The organism is Micromonospora fluostatini (assembly GCF_050410825.1).
Classification (GTDB): domain Bacteria; phylum Actinomycetota; class Actinomycetes; order Mycobacteriales; family Micromonosporaceae; genus Micromonospora; species Micromonospora rosaria.
The window spans coordinates 1,822,542-1,844,694 of sequence record NZ_CP191251.1 but is presented as its reverse complement, the minus strand read 5'-3'; the positions used below and the strand labels follow the sequence as shown (position 1 = coordinate 1,844,694).

Sequence of the window (22,153 nt, the reverse complement as noted above, 5' to 3'; positions counted from 1 at the left end):
CCACAGCGGACCGGGGAACCACCGGGTCACCGCGTGCCGCATCCCGACAGCGGTCCGTCACCGCAGCGCCGCTCACCCGCCGCCGGTGACCACCACCGGGGCCGGGTCGGCCCGGATGACCGAGGTGAGCGGCTCGGGGGTCTGGGCGTGCACGACGAAGCGCAGCGACCGGGCGTCGGTGAAGCACTCCCGCATCGGCCGGACCAGGTCCCGGTGCTCGGGGCTGCGTTCCCACGCCTCGAAGTCGGCCAGCCGGGCCCACTCGCTGGTGATCAGCCACTGCTCCGGGTCGGTGGCCGAGCGGCAGACCTGGTCGACCAGGTGACCGGGGACGCCCTCGGCGACCAGGTGCCGGACCGCCTCGTACGCCCGCAGGAAGTCCCCGGTGCGCTCCTGCGGCACCCGTACCAGGAAGACCACCCGGGCCCGGTGTTCGCTCATCGTTCCCCCTGTCGTGGCGGCGGCGCCCCGCGCAGCACCAGGGCGCTGTTGAACCCGTCGAAGCCCCGGGCGCCGACCAGCGCGACCCGGCTGCGCGGGCGGCGGTGCTCCCGCAGGAAGTCGAGGTCGCAGCCGTCGGCCGGGTCCTCGGGGCCGGCCGAGGCCGGCAGGGTGTCGTGCCGGAAGGCGAGCAGCGCGGTGGCCACGTCCAGCGCCGAGCCGCCCTGGTGGGCCCGGCCGGTCAGCGGCTTCTGGGTGGTCACCGGTGGCGGCCGGTCAGCGAAGACGGCCCGCAGGGCGGCGGCCTCGGCCCGGTCGTACCGGGGCACCCCGAGCGCGTCGGGCAGCACCACGTCCACCTCGTCGGGGCTGACACCGGCCCGGTCCAGGGCCAGCCGCAGCGCCCGCGCGTACCAGGTCGGGTCGGCGGGCCCGGCCGGGTCGGTGGTGGCCGGGGTGGCCTCCGCCGGCCGGTCGGCGGGGCCGGTGGCGACGCCGCCGGGCGGGGTGGTGTGGGTGGCGTCGTGGGTGGCCGCCCAGCCGGTGATCTCGCCGTAGATCCGGGCGCCCCGGTCCAGGGCGTGCGCCCGGTCCTCCACCACGAAGACCGCGCCCCCCTCGGCCGGGACGTAGCCGCTGGCGGCGGCGTCGAACGGCCGGTACGCCCCGGCCGGGTCGGCCACCCCGCTGAGCAGCCCGGAGGCCAGGTGGCAGGTGAGCGCGTACGGGCTCAGCGGGCACTCGGTGGCCCCGGCGATCACCACCGGGGTGCCCCGGCGCACCGTCCGCACGGCGTGCGCCAGGCTGTCCAGCCCGCCGGCCGCCTCGGCGACCAGCACCCCGCACGGGCCCTTGAACTGGTGGTGGATGGAGAGCTGCCCGACGCTGGCCGCGTAGAACCAGGCGATCGACTGGTACGCCCCGACGGTGCGCGACGGCCCGCCCCAGAGCCGTTGCAGTTCCCGCTGGCCGAAGAGGTTCCCGCCGGAGGAACTGGCCAGGGTCACCGCGTACCCGTACGGGTCGGGGGCCCGCTCGGGCAGCCCGGCGTCGGCCAGGGCCAGCCGGGTCGCCGCGAAGCCGAGGTGGGTCCACCGGTCGGTCTGCACCAGTTGCCGGGTGTCGGCGTACTCGCCGGCGGTGAAGCCGGCCACCTCACCGGCGACCGTGGTCGGGTACCCCTCGGCGGCGAAGAGCGTGATCGGCCCGGTACGACGGGTGCGGTCGAGCACCGTCCGCCAGTGCGCGTCCGCGCCGATGCCGCTGGGCGCGACCACCCCGATGCCGGTGACCACCGCGCGGGCGCTCACGCGGCCCGCTCCGCCGCCGGGGAGGTCGGCAGCGGGTCGCCACCCCGGGCCGGCCGGCCGACCCGCCGGAAGATCATCGCGGACTGGAATCCACCGAAGCCGCTGCCGACCGAGAGCGCCACGTCGACCGGCACCTCCCGGGCCTCGTTCGGCACGTAGTCCAGGTCGCACTCCGGGTCGCGGGTGCTCCAGTTGGCCGTCGGCGGCACCACGCCGTACTCGATGGCCAGCGCGCAGGCCGCCATCTCGATCGAGCCGATCGCGCCGAGCGAGTGCCCGACCATCGACTTGATCGAGCTGATCGGCACCCGGTACGCCGCCGGGCCCAGCGCCCACTTGAAGGCGGCGGTCTCGTGCCGGTCGTTCTGCCGCGTGCCGGAGCCGTGGGCACTGATGTAGGAGACCTGCCCCGGGTCGAGCCGGCCCTGGTGCAGCGCGGCGGCGATGGCCAGCCCCATCTCCACCCCGTCCGGGCGCAGGCCGGTCATGTGGTAGCCGTTGCTGCGGTTGGCGTACCCGGCGACCTCGCAGTAGACGTGCGCGCCCCGGCGGCGGGCGTGCTCGGCCTCCTCCAGCACCAGCACCGCCGCGCCCTCGGCGAGGACGAAGCCGTGCCGGTCGGCGTCGAACGGGCGGGAGGCGTGCGCCGGATCGTCGTTGTCCGGGCTGGTCGCCTTGATCGCGTCGAACGAGGCGACGGTGACCGGGGAGATGGGCGAGTCCGCCGCCCCGGCGAGGACGATCTCCGCCTCCCCGTCGACGATCAACTGGTGGGCGTACCCGATGGCGTCGATGCCGGAGGTGCAGCCGGTGGAGATCACCTGGGCGGGCCCGTGCAGGCCGTGCCGGCAGGCCACGTCGGCGGCGAGGCTGCTGGGCACCAGCGCCGGGTACAGGTACGGCCCGCCGAGGCGGTGGTCGACCAGCCAGTGCCGGCCGGCGTCGCTGACCGTCACGTACTCCTGTTCCAGGGCCATGGTGCCGCCGACGGCGGTGCCGAGGACGACGCCGGTGACCGCCCGGTCGGCGTCGGTGAGGTCCAGGCCGCTGTCGGCGAGCGCCTCCGCCGAGCAGGCCAGCGCGAACTGGACGTACCGGTCGGCGCGGCGCCGCTCGGCCAGGGTGATCCCGGCGGCGTCCGGGTCGAAGTCGCACTCGGCGGCGATCTGCGACCGGTACGGCGACGGGTCGAAGAAGGTGATCCGCCGGGTGGCGGTACGCCCCTCGGTGATCGTCTTCCAGAACCGGTCCCGGGTGACCCCGCCCGGGGCGACCACCCCGACGCCGGTGACGACGGTGCGTCGCCCCGACCCCGCCCCGGACCGCCCCGGCGCGCCCGACGTCGGCGCGGTCACGCCGGGCTCCGCTGCGTCGCCACCTCGGTGTCGACGTGCCCGAGTTCCGGGCGGGGGGCGAGCGGTCCGAGGTGGAACACCACCTCGGCCGGTTCGTCGCCGGTGTTGCGCAGCCGGTGCCGCACGTTCACCGGCACGAACAGCCCCTCCCCCGCGCCCACCGGCACCGGCTCGTCGTCCAGGTCCACGGTGATCGCGCCGCGCGCCACGTACAGGAACTCCTCGCTGTACGGGTGGTAGTGCTCGGCGATGCGCTCCCCGGGTTGCAGGGTCGCCACGCCCAGGAAGCCCGACGTGCTGCCGACGGTGCGGGGGCCGAGCAGCACCCGCAGTTCGCCGCCGCGCCGGCGGTCCGGCGGCACGTCCCGCAGCGCGACGGTACGGGCGGTGGTCTCACTCATCGTCGGCTCCCGTCGTCCCGGCCCGCTCCCGGGCCACCCGCTCGATCCGTTCCCTGATCACCGAGAGCTGGACCAGGCTGTTGGTGTTGATCCGGGCGGTCATCCCGGCGTTGTCCAGCGGCGCCTGGGGGCGCATCGCGAAGTCCTGGATCCAGGTCATCCGGGTGCCCTCCGGCTCGGTCGCGTAGAGCCAGTGGATCCGCATGTACTCGAACGGCCCGGTCTCCACCCGGTGCGCGCGGACCTCCCGGTTGGCCCAGTCGGCGGTGCGCTCGCTCACCCAGCTCCACACCGCGCCGTTCTCGTCGGGGTGCATGGTCAGCCGGAACCGGACGGTGCGGCCGTCGCGTTCGAGGATCTGCACCGAGGCGTACTCGGTGAACAGGTCGGGCCAGTTCGCCACGTCGTTGGTGATGTCCCAGACCAGGGAGAGCGGGGCGGCGATGACGATGCTGTTCTCGGTGTGCCCGGGGGGATCCGGTTCCGGCTCCGGCGCCGCACCCTCGGCGACCAGGTCGGCGACGGCCGGGATGCTGAGCTGGCTGGCCTGTTCGGGGATCTGCACCCGGTACCGGTCGGCGACCACGGCGGTCAACTCCAACAGGGCCAGCGAGTCCATGCCCAGCTCCTCCAGGGAGGCGTCGGGCGTGCGGGCGGCGACGTCGGCGTCCAGGCCGCAGTGCGCCACCAGGATGTCGGTGATCTCCGCGGTCAGCGGCCGGCCACGGGTGACGGTCATCAGGCTCTCCTCTGCTCGGGGTGCGACGGTGCCGCGTCGCCGGTGGCCCCGGCGACGTCGGTGGGTCCGGGGCCGGCCGCGACGGGTCCGGGACCGGAGGCGACGCCCGCCAGCGCGGCGGGCGTGCCGGCTACGGCGGCGGGGCCGCCGGGGCGGGAACGGGGCCCGGGGACGCCGGGGCGGGGTCCGGCGTCGGTGCGGATGCGCAGGCGGCGGGTTCCGGTCCGGGTGGGGTCACCCGGAGCAGCCGGTCGACCAGGCCGGTGGTGTACCGGCCGGCGCGGAAGGCGGCGTCGTCGAGGACCCGCCGGACGAACGGGATGGTGGTGCGCATCCCCGGCCCGGCGACGTCGAACTCGGTCAGCGCCCGGTCCAGCCGGCACAGCGCCAGGTCCCGGTCCGGGGCCCAGACCACCACCTTGGCCAGCAGCGAGTCGTAGTGCGGCCCGACCAGGTAGCCGGGATGGCCGTGGGTGTCGACCCGGGTGAACGGGCCGCCCGGCGGGCGGAACCGGTCCAGCCGGCCGGGGGTCGGGACGAAGTCCCGGTCCGGGTCCTCGACGTTGACCCGGCACTCCACCGCGACCCCGGTCGGACGGACGTCGGCCTGGCGGCAGCGCAGGGGCGTACCGGCGGCGATGTGCAGCTGCTCGTGCACCAGGTCGATCCCGGTGATCATCTCGGTCACCGGGTGTTCCACCTGGATCCGTGAGTTGATCTCCAGGAAGTGGAACTCGCCGGCGGCGTCGACCAGGAACTCCACCGTGCCGGCCCCGGTGAACCCGACGTCGAGCACGCCGCGCAGCGCCGCCGCCGCGATGGCCTCCCGGGTCCGCTCCGACAGACCGGGCGCGGGCGCCTCCTCGACCAGCTTCTGGTGCCGCCGCTGCACCGAGCAGTCCCGGGTGCCCAGGTGCACGCCGTTGCCGTGCGCGTCGCAGAGCACCTGCACCTCGACGTGCCGCGCCTCGGTCAGGAAGCGCTCCACGTACACCCGGTCGTCGCCGAAGACCGCCAGCGCGGCGGCCCGGGTGCGGGCGTACGCCCGGGGCAGGTCGGCGGCGTGGTGGACCACGGTCATCCCCCGGCCGCCCCCGCCGGCCGCCGCCTTGACGATCACCGGGTACCCGATCCCGTCGGCCACCTCGACCGCCCCGGCCAGCGTCGGCACGGTCTGCACACTGCCCGGTGGCAGCGGCAGCCCGGCCCGCTGCATCAGTGCCCGCGCCGAGGACTTGTCGGCCAGGGCGGCCATCACGTGCGGGGGCGGGCCGACGAAGGTCAGCCCGTTGTCCGCGCAGATCTCGGCGAAGTCGGCGTCCTCGGAGAGGAACCCGTAGCCGGGGTGCACCGCCTGGGCCCCGGTCTGCCGGGCCGCCTCCACGATCGCCGCCGCGTTGAGGTAGCTGCGCCGGCTGGCCGCCGGGCCGATCCGCACCGCCTCGTCGGCCAGTCGCACGGGGAGCGAGTCGGCGTCCGCGCTGGAGTACGCCACCACCGTCCGCACGCCCAGTTCCCGGCAGGCCCGCAGCACCCGCAGCGCGATCTCGCCCCGGTTGGCGATCAGCACCTTGTCGAACATCAGCACACCACCCCGGCGCCCTCAGACCGGTTCCACGACGACCAGCGGCTGGTCGTACTCGACGGGCTGGCCGTCGGCGACCGGGAGCTCCACCACCCGGCCGGCCCGGTCGGCGACCACCTCGTTCATCAGCTTCATCGCCTCGACGATGCCGACCACCTGGCCGGCCCGGACCAGGTCACCGACCGCGACGAAGGGCGCGGCCCCCGGTTCCGGGGCGCGGTAGAAGGTGCCGACGATCGGGGCCCGGACCGCGACCCGCTCGCCGGCCGGCGGCACGGTGGCCGTGGGGACCGGCGCGGGGACGGTGGGAACGGCGGCGGGTGCGGAGGGGACGTCGGCGGGGGCGGTCCGGGGCGCCGGTGGCGCCGGTGCCGCGCCGTGCCACTCCACCTCCAGCGCCGTGTGCCCGCTGCGCAGCCGGACCCGGCGCACCGGCCCGGCCAGTTCGGCCACCAGGTGCCGGGCGTGCCGGCGCAGCCCGGCCAGCACGGCGTCGTCGTCGGTCGGGGCGCTCATCGGGTACCCGCCTGCGGGCCCCGGGCGCCGTAGCGGCGGAACCGTTCCCGACGCCGACGGACCAACGTCGCGGGCGGTACGTCCAGCAGCGGAAGCAGGTTCGCCGTCACCGCCGTGCGCAGCAGCTCGGCGGCTCCGGTGGGGTCGGCCTGGGCGGCCGGCGCCGGCTCGGGCACCACCTCGTCGACGATGCCGAGCCGGCACAGGTCCGGCGCGGTGAGCCGCAGCGCGCGGGCGGCCTGCGGGGCGGCGGACCGGTCCGGCCAGAGGATCGCCGCGCACCCCTCGGGGCTGATCACCGAGTACACCGCGTGCTCCAGCATGAGGACCCGGTCGGCGACCGCCAGGGCCAGCGCGCCACCGCTGCCGCCCTCCCCGGTGACCACCGCGACCACCGGCGTCGGCAGGCAGCTCATGGTGAGGATGTTCTCCGCGATGGCGGCGGCCTGGCCGTGCTCCTCGGCGCCGACGCCGGGGTCGGCGCCGGGGGTGTCGACCAGCGTGACCACCGGCAGGCCCAGCCGGGCGGCGAGCCGCATCAGCCGCAGCGCCTTGCGGTGCCCGGCCGGGCTCGCCATGCCGAAGTTGCGGGCCACCAACTCGGCGGTGCTGTGTCCCTTCTGGTGTCCGATCACCATCAGGTGCCGGCCGTCGAGCCGGGCCAGGCCGCCGACCACCGCCGGGCAGTCCGCGCCGAGCCGGTCGCCGTGCAGCTCCACGAAGCCGTCGAAGGCGCTGTCCAGGTAGTCGAGGGTGGTGGGTCGCCCCGGGTTCCGGGCCGTCCGGACGGTCTCCCAGGGATCCCGGCCCCCCGCCGCCCGGTCACCCGAGCCGCCCGCGACGTCCGCCGCACCGGGGGCCGCCGGGCCGCCGGGCACGGTACGGCGGGCCGGCCCGCCGGCCGGCGGGGAGGCCGGGCCGGGCGGTGCCGCCGGGGGGCGGCCGGCGCGGGCCGCGGCGAGCACCGACGCCAGCCGGCCCCGCAGGACCCGGCGGGGTACCACCATGTCGACCTGGCCGTGGCGCAGCAGGAAGTCGGCGGTCTGGAACCCCTCCGGCAGGGCCCGCCCGGTAACCTGCCGGATCACCCGGGGGCCGGCGAAGCCCATCCGCGCGCCGGCCTCGGCGAGCACCAGGTCGGTGTTGGTGGCGAAGGAGGCGGCCACCCCGCCGTACGTCGGGTCGGTGAGGATGCTGACCGTCAGCACGCCCGCCTCGCGCAGGGCGGCCACCGCCTGGCTGACCGTGGCCATCTGCATCAGCGACAGCGCGCCCTCCTGCATCCGGGCGCCGCCGGAGGCGGTCACCAGGACCAGCGGGACGCGCTCGTCGAGGGCCCGCTCGGCGGTACGGGTGATCAGCTCGCCGACCGCCGCGCCGAGGCTGCCACCGAGGAACCGGAAGTCCATCACCGCCAGCGCGGCCCGGTGCCCGCCGACCGTGGCGGTACCGCAGAGCACCGCCTCGGCCAGCCCGGTCGCCGCGCGGGCCGCGGAGAGCCGGTGCGGGTACGGCAGCAGGTCCACGAAGTCGATCGGGTCCACGTCGGCCGGCCGGTCGGGCAGCGGGACGAAGGAGCCGGGATCGACCAGTTGCCGCAGCCGCTCCGGCGCCCCGAGGCGGGCGTGCGTGCCGCACTCCGGGCAGACGTCGAGGTTGCGGGAGAGCCGCTTGCGGTACAGCAGGGTCGCGCAGCCCCCGCAGCGGGACCAGAGCTGCCCGCCCGGGGGCGCGGTGGCGGTCACGGCCGCCGCCCGGGGGTCGCGTCCCAGTGGTAGAAGCGGTGCGCCATCGCGTCCCGGGGTGACCGCCAGGTCGGCAGGTACGGCGAGATGTACGGGCGCAGCCGGTCGCTGACCCGGGTGAACTCCGGGTGATCCCGGACCGCCTCCACCGAGTCACCGGCCGGCGACTCGGTCTCCAGCAGGTGGACGTAGAGGTCGCCCAACCGGTACAGCGACCGGTGGCGTACCCCGACCAGACCCGGCAACTCCGTCGCGTCGGAGTCGGCGAAGATCTCGGCCACCTGCTGCTCGGCGGTCGGCACCACCTTCGCGATGATCAGCGAACGGTCCATGAACTGCCACCCCCACGGCACATCGACGGGTGGCCGGCGGCCACGTCGGACGGGTGTGGACACGATGCGGGGTACGCCGTCACGGCACCGTCACCGCGCGCCGCCCACCGGACACCACATTCGGTGACGTTCCGTTGACGGAAGCTGTGAACAATCCCAGCCCCCGCTGTGGACGCCACCCAGAGGCTGACACTTTTTCGCTGATCAGAGGGGGTGCACCCACCGAAGCCGAAGGTCACAATCTCGACCCGTGCGTTGACTCAGCGTAACTGCGGTTGTTAGTGTTCGGCACGGCCAGCCCGGCGGTCGCGCGTCACCCGCCGCGCGGCGCGACCTCGACAGCGGCGTCGCCGAACAGCCGCGCCGGTGACGGAAAGCCGGGACTCCGGTTCCACTGCAGGGGGTGCCGCCCGTGACCGCTGATCCGCGCACGCCCGCCCGGGCGCAGCACCCCTCGGTGTCCCTGCACCTGCTCGGCGGGTTCCGGCTGCTGCGCGACGGGGCACCGGTGGTGGTGCCCCGTGGGCTCCAGCGCGTCATCGCCCTGATCGGGCTCCGCCCCGACGCGACCCGCAGCAACCTCGCCGGGCTGCTCTGGCCCGAGGCGGCCGAGGAGCGGGCGTTGTCGTCGCTGCGCACCGCGCTGTGGCGGCTGCGGCAGGATCCCTGCTGCCCGCTGGCCGTCACCGGCGACACCGTCCGGCTGGACCCGCTGGTCCACCTCGACGTCGACGACCTGGTCGACACCGCCACCCGGATCCGCGACGGCGACGACCCCGGGCTGGTCGAGGGGGCGCTGGCCGCCGGCCGGCACGACCTGCTCCCCGGCTGGTACGACGACTGGGTGCTGCTGGACCGGGAACGGCTGCGCCAGTTACGGCTGCACATGCTGGAGCAGGTCGCCGGGCACCACCTCGCGGCCGGCCGGCACGGCGAGGCGCTGGAGGCCGCCCTGGAGGCGATGGCGGCCGAGCCGCTGCGCGAGACCCCGCACCGGCTGGTGGTCCGCATCCACCTCGCCGAGGGCAACGCCTTCGAGGCGGTGCACGCCTTCTACGTCTACCGCGACCTGCTCCTGCGCGAACTGCGCCTGGAGCCGTCGGCGGCGATGTCCGCGCTGCTCGCCGACACCCTGGCGCCGATCCGCCGGGCCAGCCCCGCCGGTGCCGCCGGCCCCGCCGGCCCTGCCGGCCCTGCCGGCCCTGCCGGCCCTGCCAGCCCTGCCAGCCCCGCCAGCCCCGCCAGCCCGGCCGGTGCCGCCCGGCCCCGGCCGGGCCCGGCCGACCGGGGCACCCCCCGCCCCCGCTGACGGCACCACGACCGCCGCTCGACCCCGCCCCGTCGCGCGGTCCGCCGTCACCACCCGCCCGGCAGGCGTGACGACACGGTGACTGGCCGACGGTCATGGTGGCGGCACAGGTGTCCCGTGGCGCCGGCGACCCCGAGGTCGACCGCGCCACCGGCGAAAGGGGTCCCATGAGTCGTCTACTGATCGTCAGCCGGATCATCCCGGGCTCGGAGGGCCGGGTGGCCCAGATCTTCAGCGAGTCCGACGCGACGGAGTTGCCCGGCCTCACCGGGGTCCGGCACCGGTCCCTGTACTCCCTGCACGACGTGTGCGTCCACCTGATGGAGACCGCCGACGTCGACCCGGACGAACTGGCCGCGGCCCGCAACCACCCGCTGTTCCTCGAGGTCAACGAACGGCTCTCGGCCCACACCTCGCCGTACCTGCCGACCTGGCGCTCCCCCCGGGACGCCATCGCCGGGTGCTTCTACAACTGGAACGCCAGCGACGCGGTGACCGTCACCGGCGCCGCCGGCTGAGCGGGGCGGGTCCGGACGTGGGAACCACACCACGGGTGCTGGTCGTCGGCGCCGGCACCGGCGGGATGTGCCTGGCGCACGGGCTGCGCCGGGCCGGCATCGACGTCGCGGTCTACGAGCGGCACCGCACCCGCGCCGACGGTCTGCTCGGCTACCGGATCGGCATCGGACCGACCGGCAGCAAGGCGCTGCGGGAGTGCCTGCCACCGGAGCTGTTCGACGTCTTCGTCGCCACCTGCGCCCGGTCCCCCGGGTACTTCACCGTCATCACCGAGCGGCTGCACGAGACCGCCTCCTTCGAGCTGCGGCCGGACACCGACCCGGTGGAGACGGAACGCTCGGTGGCCCGGATGACCCTGCGCCAGGTGCTGCTCACCGGGATGGAGGACGTGGTCCACTTCGACCGGACCTTCACCCGGTACGAGCAGCACGACGACGGTACGGTCACCGCGCACTTCGCCGACGGCGGCAGCGCGGTGGGCGACCTGCTGGTCGCCGCCGACGGCACCCACTCGGCGGTCCGCCGCCAGTACCTGCCGCACGCGGTGATCCGGGACGCCGGCACGGTCAACATCGCGGTGAAGATCCCGTTGACCGAGCACACCCGGTCCGTGCTGCCCGAACGGGTCCGCCGGGGCATCTCGCTGATCTTCGCCACCGGCGGGATCATGGGCGTGCTGCACGTGATGGAGTTCAAGTGGGACCGGGAGGGCCGGCTGCGGCCCGGCCTGTCCGAGGCCGACGCGGCGCTGCTCGCCCGGTGGCCCGGCCTGCGCCACGACACCACCCGCGACTACGTCAACATCGTGCTGTGGAGCACCGCCCGGACCTTCCCGGCGGACGTGATGCGGCTGCGTGGCCGGGAGCTGATCAGCCTCGCCCTCGACCTGACCCGGGGCTGGCATCCGCACCTGCGCGAGCTGCTGGCACGGGCCGACCCGGGCACCGCGATGCCGATCCGGGTCGCCACCTCGGATCCGGTGCCGCCGTGGAAGAGCAGTACGGTCACCCTGCTCGGCGACGCCATCCACTCGATGACCCCGGGGCGGGGCGTGGGGGCGAACACCGCACTGCGGGACGCCGCGCTGCTGTGCCGGCAGCTCGTCCGGGCCGCCGCCGGGGAGAAGACGCTGCTGCAGGCGGTGGCCGACTACGAGGCGGCGATGCTCCCGTACGGCTTCGCCCGGGTCGCCGACTCGTTGTCCCGCAACGGCACCAACGGCGGGGACCGCCTCTACCGGCCTTTCCTCGGCCGGCTGGCGCTGCTCGGCGCGCGGGGGTACTTCCGCGTCACGAGCCGGGTACCGGCACTGCGGCGCAAGTTCGTCGACGACTTCTACACCTACCGGGGCGAGGACGACTGACCCCGGCCGCCGGCACCACCGGCGCCGCACCGCCCCGGCGGTCACCGTCGGTCGCGAGCCGGAAACCGTTCCGACACATGGCATTTCTCCAGATACGGAAGGCGGTGAGCCGCGCGGTCGCCCACGTCGTCGGTGTGCGAAGCTGCCCCGAGTTTTCTTCGCGACTTTTCGACCGAGGTGAGAGGGCGGTTCTCCCGTGTCGTGGACCTTTGGGCACTTCCTGGTAGTGATCCTGGCGCTGGCGGTCGGTGCGGTTGGCGGCTGGATAGTGCGCGGCCGGCAGGGCACGCCGGCCGGTGGCTCCACCGTGGCCGGTGACCCGGCCGCCACCGTCGCCGGGCCGGTACCGGTCGCCGCCACCACGCCGCCGCCCGCGCCGGCCACCGAGGAGCCGGTCGCCACGCCGCCCCCCGCTCCGGTCGTCGAGGAGCCGGCCGCCACCGTCGCCGTCGACCAGCCCGTCGCCGTCGTCGACGCGCCCCGACAGCGGGCCACGATCGACGCCGACCCGCCCGCGGCCGTGATCGACCCGGCCCCGGTCGCCGCCGTCGAGAGCACGGCCGGCACGGCCACCATCGACAGCAACGACCCGACCCCGGTGGCCGCCACCACGCCGGCCGGCACCGACCCCGCCCCGGTCGACGCCTCCGGCCTCGACGCCGACTCCACCCCGACCAGCACCCCGACCCCGACCGCGTCCGTCGTCGCGCCGGAGCCCGAGGACGACGTCACGGCCCCGGCATCGCCCACGGTGCCCGCGCAGCGGTCCCCGGAGGACGAGATCCCCCCGGCCACCGTCGAGGCGACCGCGCCCGGCACGGACCGGCCCACGCCGGTGGCCGACCTGCCCCAGCCGGTGGCCGACCTGCCCACGGCCGAGACCGGCCCGGCCACGCCGGAGAGCGACCTGCCCGACGCCGCGACCGCCGCCGTGACCCCGGCCGCCGACGTGAACCCGACCCCTGACGTGATCCCGGTCGCCGACCCGACCACGCCGGTGGCCAGCGGCACGGTGCCGGTGACCGGGGCCAGCGCCCCGGAGACCGACAGCACCCCGGAGACCGACAGCACCCCGGCGGGAACCGACCGCGCTCCGGCGGGAACCGACAGCACCCCGGCGGGGACCGACAACGCCCCGGGGAAGAGCGGGACCAGCGCCCCGGTGGCCGACAGCGACAGCGACGCCGGGGCGGAGGCCACCGTGGCCACGCCGGCCGAGGTGTCCGCGCCGGCACCCGCGCAGCCGGACACCGCCGGGCCAGAGCCGGTCGCCGAGCCGGTCGCCGAGCCGGTCGCGCCGCAGCACGGGAGCAGCCCGGCTGCCATGCAGCACGAGAGCGCCGCTGCCGTCGTCGCAGACGGTGAACCGGCGGCGGCCGACGACTTCCGCCGGATCCAGGGCATCGGGCCGAAGCTGGCGGCGGCGTTGCAGGCCGCCGGCATCCGCACGTACCGGCAGCTCGCCGACCTGGACGAGGCGGCCCTGCGGGAGACCCTGCGTGGCGCCGGGGTGCGCTCCGCGCCCGGCCTGGCCACCTGGTCGCAACAGGCGGCGGTGCTGGCCGGGGCGCCCGTGGAGGCGGCCGAGGTGCTGCCGGTGGGGCCCGCCGAACGGTCCTGAGCGCGTCGGCCCGGCGGCCGGTCCGGGGACCGGCCGCCGGGCCGCACCCCTCACCCGACGATGTCCACGAATCAGACATAAGGCACACGTCCTGCCGATACCCTCGGGGCAGGGGTCGGACGGCCCCCACCGACTCGGGTACCACGGGAGCAAGGTGTGCAGGACGCAGCCCCGGAACCGGCACCGGGGCGCCGGCGCTCGCTGGCTCGTGACGCCGACTCCAGCCGGCGGGTCACCCTCCTCGAACTCTTCTTCGACCTGGTCTACGTCGCCGCCCTCGCGTTGATCTCGCGGGAACTGTTCTCCGACGTGAGCTGGCACCAGGCGCTGCGGGCGCTGATCCTGCTGATGGCGGTCTGGTGGACCTGGGTGATCACCACGATGGCCACCCAGGTGTACGACCCGGAACGGCCGGCGATGAAACTGCTGCTCGTCGTGGTCATGTTCGCCGCGCTGCTGATGACCACCGCCATCCCCCAGGCGTTCGAGGAGCGGGGGATCGTCTTCGCCGTCGCGTACGCCGGTCTGCACCTGGGCCGGGGCGTGGTGCTCGCGGTCAACATGCGCCACGAACCCAGGTTGCGGCGCCGGCCGAGGCACTTCGCGGCCTGGTTCCTGGTCTCCTCGGTCTTCTGGGTGGCCGGCGGGATCTGCACCGGGCCGGCCCGGGAGGCGCTGTGGCTGGTCGCCCTGACCATCGACTACCTCGGCCTGTGGCTGGCGTACCCGGTGCCGCGACGCGGCCGGCTCCCGCACACGGTGCTCGCCGTCACCCCGGACCACCTGGCCGAGCGGTACCAGCAGTTCGTCATCATCGCGCTGGGGGACGCGATCCTCGTCATCGGGACGATCTTCAGCGCGGGTGGCTCGGAGGCGGGGAACCTGGCCGCCTTCACCATCGCGTTCAGCAGCACCCTGCTGCTCTGGCGGATCTACGTACACCGCTCCGGCGAACTGCTCGCCGTGGCCATCTCCGCCGCCCGCGCGCCGGGCCGCTACCTCCAGACGGCCCCGTACACGCATCTGGTCATGGTCGCCGGCATCGTGACCAGCGCGGCCGGTTTCGACCTGTTCCTCAAGCAACCCACCGGGACCACCCCCGTCGGTTGGGTGGCGCTCATCCTCGGCGGCCCGGCGCTGTTCCTGTTCGGCCGGTCCGCCTTCGAGTACGAGGTGTACAGCCGGGTCTCCTGGTCCCGCCTCGGCGGGCTGCTCGCCCTGGCCGCCGCCGTGCCACCCGCGCTGGTCCTCCCGCCGCTGGCGGTCGCCGGGCTCGCGGCGCTGGTGCTCACCGGCGTGGCCGGGTACGACATGTCGCGCAGTTGGAACCGCCCCCTGGAGGAGCCGGTCCCCCCGCACTGACCGGAAACGGCCATCCGCCGCACCGGGTGCCGTTAGCCGTCGGGCGCGACTGGGTACATCCCGCCGCACTCGACCACCAGCGAAATCCGGGAGGCAGCCATGCGTCGTGGCCCGTCGTTTTTGGGAATCATCCTCGTGATCTGGCTCGTCATCGGTGCCGTCGCCGCCGGTCAGCGGGGCTACTTCAGCGGTGACGACGAGACCAACTGTGCCGAGGCGGGCACCATCCTGGTGACCATCGTGGCGGGTCCGCTGAACTACGTCGGCGCCAACCCGAAGGTCGACTGCGAACTTCCCCAGCCCTCGCAGTGACCCAGCACTCGCAGTGACCCGGTGCCGGTGTGGACCGGCGCGGGCCCGCCCGGGGCGGCCCGGTCCGCGCACACCGGCGCGGGCCGGTCGACACCCCCCTGGTCGACCGGCCCACCCCAGCCCCTGGACCGCCCACCCGAACCCCCCGGTGGCCGATCCGGTCCCCCCACGCTCCCGCCGGTCCCCCCTCGGCGGGACGCCGTCGACGTCCCCGCGCCCCGTCCGGCGGACGGAACGCGGGGACCCCCCGTCCCGACCTACTGCAACAGCGCCCCGAGGGGCGAGAGCAGCAGCCGACCGAGCGCCGCGGCGGTCCGGTCCAGCCGCGCCCGCTCACTCTCCCGGGCCTCCGGGTCGTGCCGGCACCGCCAGATCTTCTGGGCGTTGCGCCAGGCGACGTCCCGGGTGTACTCCACCAGTTCGCCCTGGTACCAGTCGTCGATGTCGCCGTTGAGCGTGTCGATGATGAGCTGCCACCGCTCCAGGTAGCCGCGCCGCAACGACGGGATCTTGTCGGCGAAGATCGCGTTGATCTCCAGGTAGTCGGCGTGCTGCTCGCTGCTGTCGACCGGCTCGGACTCCAGGTGGTCGAAGGTGGTCACCAGGGCGAACGGCAGGTCGAAGTTGATGTGCGCGTTGACCCCGGCGGCGGCCGACGGCAACGGCCGGGCGTCCGGCCCCCGCATCCGCTCGAACAGGCAGGTCCAGGCCTTCGGCGTGCCGGGGCTGGACTCGGTCCACATCCGCAACGCGTCGAAGTACCGGGCGGCGAACTCGACGTCCAGCCGGGACAGGAACACCGGGTCGGCGAACCGGCCGTCGTAGAGCCCGTCCAGCACGCTCTCGGTGATCACCAGGTACAGCCGGTTGAAGTCGGCCAACGGGTTGCTCGCCTCCAGCGGAGGCAGCCGGACGAGCATGTCCTGGAGCTTGGTGAGGTGGTCGACGACCGCGGGCACGTCGGCCGGGTGGTCGGCGAGCAGGTCGACGATGTCCCGATGCACGGGCCCCCACACCGGTTCGGTCATTTCTCCTCCACGTCCAGTCCCCGAGGCACCCCGTGTTGCCATCGACGGGGGACAGCGTCGCAGGCGGCACGTCAGGCGGGATCAGTAGAATGACGTATTACCAGCGACGCACCACGACCCCGCCCGGTGACCGACCGGTCACTCAGGAGGATTGGCGCAGGAAGATGGCGCTGGCCTGCACCCGGGTCCGGACCTGGAGCTTGTCGAAGATGTGCGACACGTGCACGCCGATGGTCCGTTCGCTGATGAACAGCCGCTGACCGATCTCCTTGTTGGTCAGCCCCTCGGCCACGGCGGCGAGCACCTCGCGCTCCCGCGCGGTCAGCATCGCCAACTCGTCACTGGTCGGCTCGGCCACCGTGCCCGGCCGACCGGGCGGCTCCGCCGTCCGGTCCTGCAGGTCGATCCGGGCCCGCCCGGCGAGCGCCCGGATCTCGTCGGTCATCGGCACCGCGCCCAACCCCTGCGTCACCTCGTACGCCTGCCGGAGCAGCTTCGCGGCGGTCACGGTGCGGCTGCGCCGGGCCAGCAGCGCCTCGGCCTGCCGCACCCGCGAGTACGCCGCCGGGTACGGGTGGTTGCCCCGGTCCCACTCGAGGGCCGACCGGGCCCACAACTGCGGGTCGCTGCGCCCGTCGATCCGGCTCAACTCCGCCGCGCACAGGGCCAGGAACCCGTCGACGACACTGCGGACCTGCCGGGCCGCGCTGGCGCTGCGCGTCGCCACCCGCTCCATCGCCTCCCGCAACCGGCGCACCGCCGTGCGGTCCACCTCGACGGTGCGGCTGGCCAACGCCTCCGCCTCGGCCCGCAACCCGTGCCAGACCAGCGCGGCGAGGATCGCCACGTCGTCGGAGCGGCTCTCGGTCAGGCCCCGCTGCACCGCCTGCCGGGCCACGTCGTGCCGGCCCTGCCACATCGCCAGCCCGGCCCGCAGGGTCAGCATCGGCAGCACGTGCCGGGCCCCACCACCGGCGAGCACGGTGGCCACCGCGTCCAGGTCCCGGTCGGCGGCCTCCTCCTCGCCGTACCCGACCGACAACCGGCACCGGGCCAGCAGCAACTCCACCGCGTCGGCCCCGGACGGCCGGTGCCGCAACGCCGCCGCGACCACCTTCTCCGCCTCGGCCCACTGCCCCACCCGGAACAGCCCGTTGGTGGCGATGGCCAGCAGCCGGGTCTCGTACGTGCGCCCCAGCCCCAGGTCGGCGACCCGCTCGGCACCCCGGCGGGCCACCACCACCCCCTCCTCGATGACGTTCAACGGCCCGGTCAGCAGCTCCGCCAGGTGCAGGTACGCGCAGGCGATGTCGTCCGGGCGGCCGGAGCGCTCCGCGACGGTCAACGCCTCCCGCATCACCGCCAACCCGGCGTCCGGATCCTCCAGGTACGCCTCGCTGAACCCCAGCGCCGCGCTGGCCCGCACCACCTCCGAGACGGACCCCTCCACCGCCGAGCAGAGCTGCAACGCCTCCCGCGCCCGCTGCCCGGCGTCGGCGTACCGGCCCATCTGGACCAGCAGCTCCGCCAGGTACGCCGCGGCGGTGGCCCGCTCCCCCGGCGTGCACGCCGGGTCCTCCAGGACCAGCCGGTACTCCTCCTCGGCCGGTGCCGACCGGCCCGCCGAGGCCAGGTACCGGGCCCGCCGGATCCGCAGCGAACAGGACAGCAGGCCACCGGCGCCGGTCGCCAACTCCTCCAGCAGGGCCAGCGCGCGGGCGTGCTCACCGCAGTGGTGCGCCGCCTCGGCCGCGTGCCCGAGCAGGGCGCCCCGGTCCACGTCCAACGCGCCGGGGCCGGCCGCCCCGTCGGCCAACTGTACCGCCACCGACCAGTGCCGGTGCGCCTCGGCGTACCCGTGCAGTCGCTGCGCCTCCTGCGCGGCGGCCACCGCCGCCGGCAGCGCCCGCGCGGGCTCCCCGGCCAACCGCCAGTGGTGCGCCAACCGCGCCTGGTGCAGCTCCGCCGGGGCCGCGGTCAACGCCTCCGCGTACCGCCGGTGCAGCACCGACCGCTCCGCCGGCAGCAACTCGTGCGCCAGCACCTCGGCCACCAACCGGTGCCGCAACCGGTACCCGTCGTCCGCGCTCACCAGCAGCCGGTGCGCCACCGCCGCCCGGACCGCCTCGATCAGCTCACCCTCCGGCAGCCGCACCACCTTCGCCAGCAACCAGTGCTCCACCGGCTCCACACCGGCCGCCACCGCGTGCACCACCTGGTGCGCGTGCTGCGGCAACGCGTCCACCCGGTCCAGGAAGATCTCCCGCAACGTGTCGGACAACCCGTCCCGGCCGTCCCGCAGGTCCCGGGCCAGCTCCTCGACCACGAACGGGTTGCCGCCGCTGCGCTGCCACACCAGATCCGCCGCCTCCGGACCCAGCGGCCGGCCCACCACCGCGGCGGCGAGCTGCTCGGTGCCGGCCCGATCCAGCGGCGCCAGGTCCAGCACCCGCACCGACCGCAGCCGCCGCAGCTCGGTTAGCACCCGCCGCAGCGGGTGCGCCCCCTGCAACGACTCGGCCCGCACCGCCGCCAGCACGGACAGTTGCAGGTCACCGAGGCCGGCGAGCAGGTAGAGCAGCAACTGGCGGGTGGTGCGGTCCACCCACTGGAGGTCGTCCAGGACGAGCACCAGCGGACGCCCCTCGGCGATCAGGTGCAACCCCCGGGAGACCCGCTCCAGCAGCGCGCCCGCGCCGTCCGGGCCCGCCTTCTCCTCGGCGAACATCTGCAACAGCCCCCGCACCGCGGAGGTGGTCCGGGCGCGCGACGCGGCGATGTCGCCATCCAGCCGCCGCAACGCCTGCAACAACGGGTGCAGCGGCGAGGCGTCGCCGATGTCCAGGCACGCGCCGGTCAACACCACGGCCCCCCGGGCACGCAGTCGAGCCGCCGTCTCCCGCAACAGCCGGGTCTTCCCGACCCCGCTCTCACCGGTCACGAAGACGGCGGCGGTGTGCCCCTGGGCGACGTCGTCGAGGAGCGCGGCGCGCAGCATCGCCAGCTGGTCGGCCCGGCCGACGAGCGGTGCGGTGTCCACATCGCTGGCCATGCAGGGCAGCCTAGTCAACGGTCAGCTCACCGCTCTACGGCCTTATCGCCCTTGTGGTACTCCTCGCGTCGACATTACGACCAAAGGTTGCGCTGGGCCGACATACGTCGTTTTGCCGATCCCCTGTCGGTCCAGGAGTGGGAATCTCCTGAAGTCGTGTGAAACCACGCGGGGGAGAGGTGGTTGCGATGTCAACATCAACAATCGTCACTGAGGTCACGCCGGTGCCGCCGGGCTGGCCGATCCCGGAGGAGCGGCGGATCGTCACCGTCCTCTTCGCCGACATCGTCGGATCCACCGCGCTGGTCGACCGGTTGGACCCCGAGGACGTCCGCGCCCTGCAACAGGCGTACTTCACCACCGTGGCCCGGGTCCTGCGGCGTTTCGACGGCGTGGTCGAGAAGTACGTCGGTGACGCGGTGATGGCCATCTTCGGGGCACGCCGCTCCGACGGCTTCGACGCGTACCGGGCGGTGCGGGCCGGGCTGGAGATCCAGCGGGCGGTGGACCGCAAGCCACTGGTGGCGGGGACCGCCGTGCGGATCCGGGTGGGGGTGGCCACCGGTGAGGTGGTGGTGGACGTGCCGGGCAGCCACGACGGTGCACACGGGATGGCCAGCGGCGCGGTGATCACCACCGCCGCCCGTCTCCAGGCGTACGCCCCGCCGGGCGCGGTGGTGCTCTGCGCGGCCACCCACCGGGCCACCACCGGGCTGATCGGGCAGCGGCGGCTGCCACCGGTGACGGTCGCCGGCAAGGCCGCGCCCCTCGACCTCTGGCTCGCCGAGGAGCCCGTTCCGACGACGCCGGAGCCGCACCGCGCGCCGTTGGTGGGCCGTCGCCGCGAACTGGCCGACGCCCGCGACCAGCTCGGCCGGGCCCTGCGCGAGGGCAGCCCGTGCTGGGTCGCGCTGACCGGACCGGTCGGCACCGGCCGCAGCCGCCTGCTGCACGAACTCGCCCGTACGCTGCCCAGCGTCGACGGCACGGCGGTGCGGTGGTGCGTCGCCCGGTGCGCGCCCCACCCGGGCGACGCGCTCGCCCCGGTGGCCGCGATGGTCCGGGCGTACGCCGGGGTCCGGGAGACCGACCAGCCGGCGGAGGTCCGCAGCCGGCTGGCCACCGCGCTCGCCGGCCTGCTGCCGGCGCGGCGGCTCCCCTCGGCGGTACGGGCGCTGACCGGGCTGCTGCGCACCCCGGACGGATCCGCCGCCGCGGCCGAGGGCGCCACCGCCTGGGGGCAGGTGCTGCTCGGCCTGGCCGCCCGGCAACCGGTCGTCGTCGCGGTCGACGACCTGGACCGGGCCGACCTGCGGGTGGCCACCTTCCTGCGGCAGGTCTTCGGCGCGGCCACCGACCGGGGGCTGCCGCTGGCCGTCGTGGTCACCCACCGGCCCCGCTGGGCCGACGTGCTGCCCGGCCCCGCCCGCCGGCACACGGTCGCGCTGGGTCCGCTCGGCGCGGTCGACACCGGGCGGCTGCTGCGCCGGCTGCTGGTGCGCGCCGGCCAGGCGGGCACCCGCGTCGACCGGCTGCTGCCCCTGGTCGGCGGCAACCCGGGGTACGCCACCGCCTACGTCGAACTGGTCACCGAGGGCGGGTACGACCCGGCGGCGACCGACCTGCCGCTGCCCGAGGCGGTACGCCGCAGCGTGGAGGCCCGCCTCGACCTGCTCGACGGCGTGCAGCGTGCGGTGCTGATGGCGAGCGCCAGCCTCGACACCGGCATCGTGGCGACCGCCGTGGACCGGCTGCTCGGGTGGGCGCCGGGGCACAGCGCTCCGGTGCTGCACGAGCTGGCCGCCCGGGGGCTGCTGGTCCGGCAGGCCGCCGGGTACGCCGTCGTCGAGCCCACCCTGCGCCGCGTCGCGACCGGCCGGCTGCCCCGGGCGGTCCGGGCCGAGTTCGCGCGGCGGGCCGCCGCGTGGCGGGCGGCCGGCCGTCCCGGCGTCGGCGACCGGCCGGCACCGCCGGTCCCGGCCGCCGCCCCGGTCGCCCTCGACACCGCCGTCACCAGGCCCGCTGTCACCAGGCCCGCTGTCACCAGGCCCACCACCACCGGGCCCACCACCACCGGGCCCGCTGTCACCGCCACCACCCGAGCGGTCGACACCACCCGGTCGGTCGACATTGCCGGGTCCCGCGACACCGCCGGGCCCTGCGACACCACCGAGTCCCGCGACGCTGCCACGTCGCTGGACACCGCCAGGTCGTTCGAGGTCACCGGCATCCAGCCGGTCGCCGCCGGCACCGCCCGGCCCGCCGGCATCCGGCCGGTCATGGCGGCGGCCGGGCCGGCTCCGGACGCCGGTGCGCCGACGGCACACCGCGCGCCCACCGCCGCCACGACGTCCCCGGCCCGGCCGCAGACCCGGCAGTCCGACCGCTCCGCGACCCGTGCGACGACGCGGGTCGCCGGCCCGGCGGGCGGGGCGTCGCCCGTCGCACGGGCCGGCACGGCGGTCACCGCCACCGGGGCCACCGCCACCAGCGCCACCGCCACCAGCGCCACCAGCGGCACCGTCGAAGCCGCCAGCACCAGGGCCACCGCCGTCGGAGCCACCAGCGCCGGAGCCGCCGACACCGGAGCCACCGCCGACCGGACGGTCAGCGCCGCTAGGCCCGGCGCCGCCGTGACCCCCGGTGCGGCCGTAAGGCCCGGTGCGGCCGTGAGGCCCGGTCCTGCCGTGAGGCCCAGCTCCACCGGGAGGGCCAGCGCCGTCGCCCGGCCAGCGGTCCTGACGATCGTCGGCGACCGGCCGGTCGGCGCCGTCGACCGACCCGTGGGCGTGGCGATCCCCGCCGACCGGGCCGACGGCGCGGCGGCGCGGGGGCGCCAGCCGAGGGGCCGCATGGCCGGCGACGACCGCATGGGCAGCACGTCACGGGCGGAGATCGTCGCCCGGCAGGGCGCCGGCAGGCCCGGGGCGGGCCGGACGCGGCCGGCGGACGCGCGGACCTGGGCCGCCGTCGTCCCCATCGGAGCCGCCGGCCGGCGGGTCGGGCGATTCACCGGGGCCGACCCCGTCGACCCGACTGCCACGGCGCGCGACGACGCGCCCCTGCCACCCGGCACCGCCCGCCGGGTGGACCGCCTCCCGTCTGCGGCCGGCCGACCAGCCGGCCGACCAACCCTGGCCGCCTGACCCCGCACGACCCGACA

At 75.6% G+C, this 22,153-nt stretch carries 18 protein-coding genes; 7 read left to right on the top strand and 11 right to left on the bottom strand.

Annotation, left to right across the window (positions count from 1 at the left end; genetic code table 11):
* Nucleotides 1-72: 72 nt before the first annotated feature.
* From ACQUFX_RS07705 to ACQUFX_RS07665, 9 genes are all read right to left on the bottom strand, one after another.
* Nucleotides 73-441 (bottom strand): antibiotic biosynthesis monooxygenase family protein, encoded by a 369-nt coding sequence (locus ACQUFX_RS07705; RefSeq protein ID WP_428965339.1) that lies wholly within the window; start codon nucleotides 439-441, stop codon nucleotides 73-75.
* Nucleotides 438-1,751, bottom strand: a complete 1,314-nt coding sequence (locus tag ACQUFX_RS07700) for a beta-ketoacyl synthase N-terminal-like domain-containing protein (protein WP_428965337.1) — start codon at nucleotides 1,749-1,751, stop codon at nucleotides 438-440. Before ACQUFX_RS07700 ends, ACQUFX_RS07705 begins: the two co-directional genes overlap by 4 nt.
* On the bottom strand, nucleotides 1,748-3,106 hold the full coding sequence (locus ACQUFX_RS07695) for a beta-ketoacyl-[acyl-carrier-protein] synthase family protein (RefSeq protein WP_428965336.1): 1,359 nt from the start codon (nucleotides 3,104-3,106) through the stop codon (nucleotides 1,748-1,750). The genes ACQUFX_RS07700 and ACQUFX_RS07695 overlap by 4 nt, the downstream gene beginning before the upstream one ends.
* Complete coding sequence (locus ACQUFX_RS07690; protein WP_428965335.1) at nucleotides 3,103-3,507, bottom strand: cupin domain-containing protein; 405 nt, start codon at nucleotides 3,505-3,507, stop codon at nucleotides 3,103-3,105. Before ACQUFX_RS07690 ends, ACQUFX_RS07695 begins: the two co-directional genes overlap by 4 nt.
* A complete protein-coding gene (locus ACQUFX_RS07685) occupies nucleotides 3,500-4,246 on the bottom strand; it encodes an SRPBCC family protein (protein WP_428965334.1) in 747 nt (248 codons plus the stop codon). Before ACQUFX_RS07685 ends, ACQUFX_RS07690 begins: the two co-directional genes overlap by 8 nt.
* A 130-nt stretch (nucleotides 4,247-4,376) precedes the next feature.
* On the bottom strand, nucleotides 4,377-5,828 hold the full coding sequence (locus ACQUFX_RS07680) for an acetyl-CoA carboxylase biotin carboxylase subunit (RefSeq protein ID WP_428965333.1): 1,452 nt from the start codon (nucleotides 5,826-5,828) through the stop codon (nucleotides 4,377-4,379).
* Between the two features lie 21 nt (nucleotides 5,829-5,849).
* Nucleotides 5,850-6,347, bottom strand: a complete 498-nt coding sequence (gene accB / locus ACQUFX_RS07675) for an acetyl-CoA carboxylase biotin carboxyl carrier protein (protein ID WP_428965332.1) — start codon at nucleotides 6,345-6,347, stop codon at nucleotides 5,850-5,852.
* Nucleotides 6,344-8,092 carry an acetyl-CoA carboxylase carboxyltransferase subunit alpha gene (locus tag ACQUFX_RS07670; protein WP_428965331.1) on the bottom strand — a complete coding sequence of 583 codons (1,749 nt, stop codon included), beginning with the start codon at nucleotides 8,090-8,092 and terminating at the stop codon, nucleotides 6,344-6,346. Before ACQUFX_RS07670 ends, accB begins: the two co-directional genes overlap by 4 nt.
* Nucleotides 8,089-8,424 carry a TcmI family type II polyketide cyclase gene (locus tag ACQUFX_RS07665; protein WP_428965330.1) on the bottom strand — a complete coding sequence of 112 codons (336 nt, stop codon included), beginning with the start codon at nucleotides 8,422-8,424 and terminating at the stop codon, nucleotides 8,089-8,091. Before ACQUFX_RS07665 ends, ACQUFX_RS07670 begins: the two co-directional genes overlap by 4 nt.
* A gap of 412 nt (nucleotides 8,425-8,836) precedes the next feature.
* Here ACQUFX_RS07665 and ACQUFX_RS07660 point away from each other — a divergent pair, with 412 nt between their 5' ends.
* From ACQUFX_RS07660 to ACQUFX_RS07635, 6 genes are all read left to right on the top strand, one after another.
* Nucleotides 8,837-9,733, top strand: a complete 897-nt coding sequence (locus tag ACQUFX_RS07660) for an AfsR/SARP family transcriptional regulator (RefSeq protein WP_428965329.1) — start codon at nucleotides 8,837-8,839, stop codon at nucleotides 9,731-9,733.
* 167 nt (nucleotides 9,734-9,900) lie between these two features.
* The gene (locus tag ACQUFX_RS07655; protein WP_428965328.1) at nucleotides 9,901-10,251 is read left to right on the top strand and encodes a TcmI family type II polyketide cyclase; all 351 of its coding nucleotides are present in this window, start codon (nucleotides 9,901-9,903) and stop codon (nucleotides 10,249-10,251) included.
* Between the two features lie 17 nt (nucleotides 10,252-10,268).
* Nucleotides 10,269-11,615, top strand: a complete 1,347-nt coding sequence (locus tag ACQUFX_RS07650; protein ID WP_428965327.1) for an FAD-dependent oxidoreductase — start codon at nucleotides 10,269-10,271, stop codon at nucleotides 11,613-11,615.
* An 856-nt stretch (nucleotides 11,616-12,471) separates the two neighbouring features.
* Nucleotides 12,472-13,236: a helix-hairpin-helix domain-containing protein gene (locus tag ACQUFX_RS07645; protein ID WP_428966890.1), complete on the top strand. Its 765-nt coding sequence runs from the start codon at nucleotides 12,472-12,474 to the stop codon at nucleotides 13,234-13,236.
* A 156-nt stretch (nucleotides 13,237-13,392) separates the two neighbouring features.
* Entirely contained in the window at nucleotides 13,393-14,598 is a 1,206-nt protein-coding gene (locus ACQUFX_RS07640) for a low temperature requirement protein A (protein WP_428965326.1), read from the top strand.
* Nucleotides 14,599-14,697: 99 nt separating this feature from the next.
* Complete coding sequence (locus tag ACQUFX_RS07635) at nucleotides 14,698-14,910, top strand: hypothetical protein (protein WP_428965325.1); 213 nt, start codon at nucleotides 14,698-14,700, stop codon at nucleotides 14,908-14,910.
* 257 nt (nucleotides 14,911-15,167) lie between these two features.
* Here the strand turns inward: ACQUFX_RS07635 and ACQUFX_RS07630 are convergent, their stop codons facing one another.
* Both ACQUFX_RS07630 and ACQUFX_RS07625 read right to left on the bottom strand, forming a co-directional pair.
* Nucleotides 15,168-15,938, bottom strand: coding sequence for a DUF5995 family protein (locus tag ACQUFX_RS07630; RefSeq protein WP_428965324.1), 771 nt, complete (start codon nucleotides 15,936-15,938; stop codon nucleotides 15,168-15,170).
* A gap of 142 nt (nucleotides 15,939-16,080) precedes the next feature.
* On the bottom strand, nucleotides 16,081-18,990 hold the full coding sequence (locus ACQUFX_RS07625) for a helix-turn-helix transcriptional regulator (RefSeq protein ID WP_428965323.1): 2,910 nt from the start codon (nucleotides 18,988-18,990) through the stop codon (nucleotides 16,081-16,083).
* 188 nt (nucleotides 18,991-19,178) lie between these two features.
* On the opposite strand from ACQUFX_RS07625, the gene ACQUFX_RS07620 reads away from it, so the two are divergent.
* Nucleotides 19,179-22,136, top strand: a complete 2,958-nt coding sequence (locus ACQUFX_RS07620; RefSeq protein ID WP_428965322.1) for an adenylate/guanylate cyclase domain-containing protein — start codon at nucleotides 19,179-19,181, stop codon at nucleotides 22,134-22,136.
* The last annotated feature ends 17 nt before the right edge of the window (nucleotides 22,137-22,153 follow it).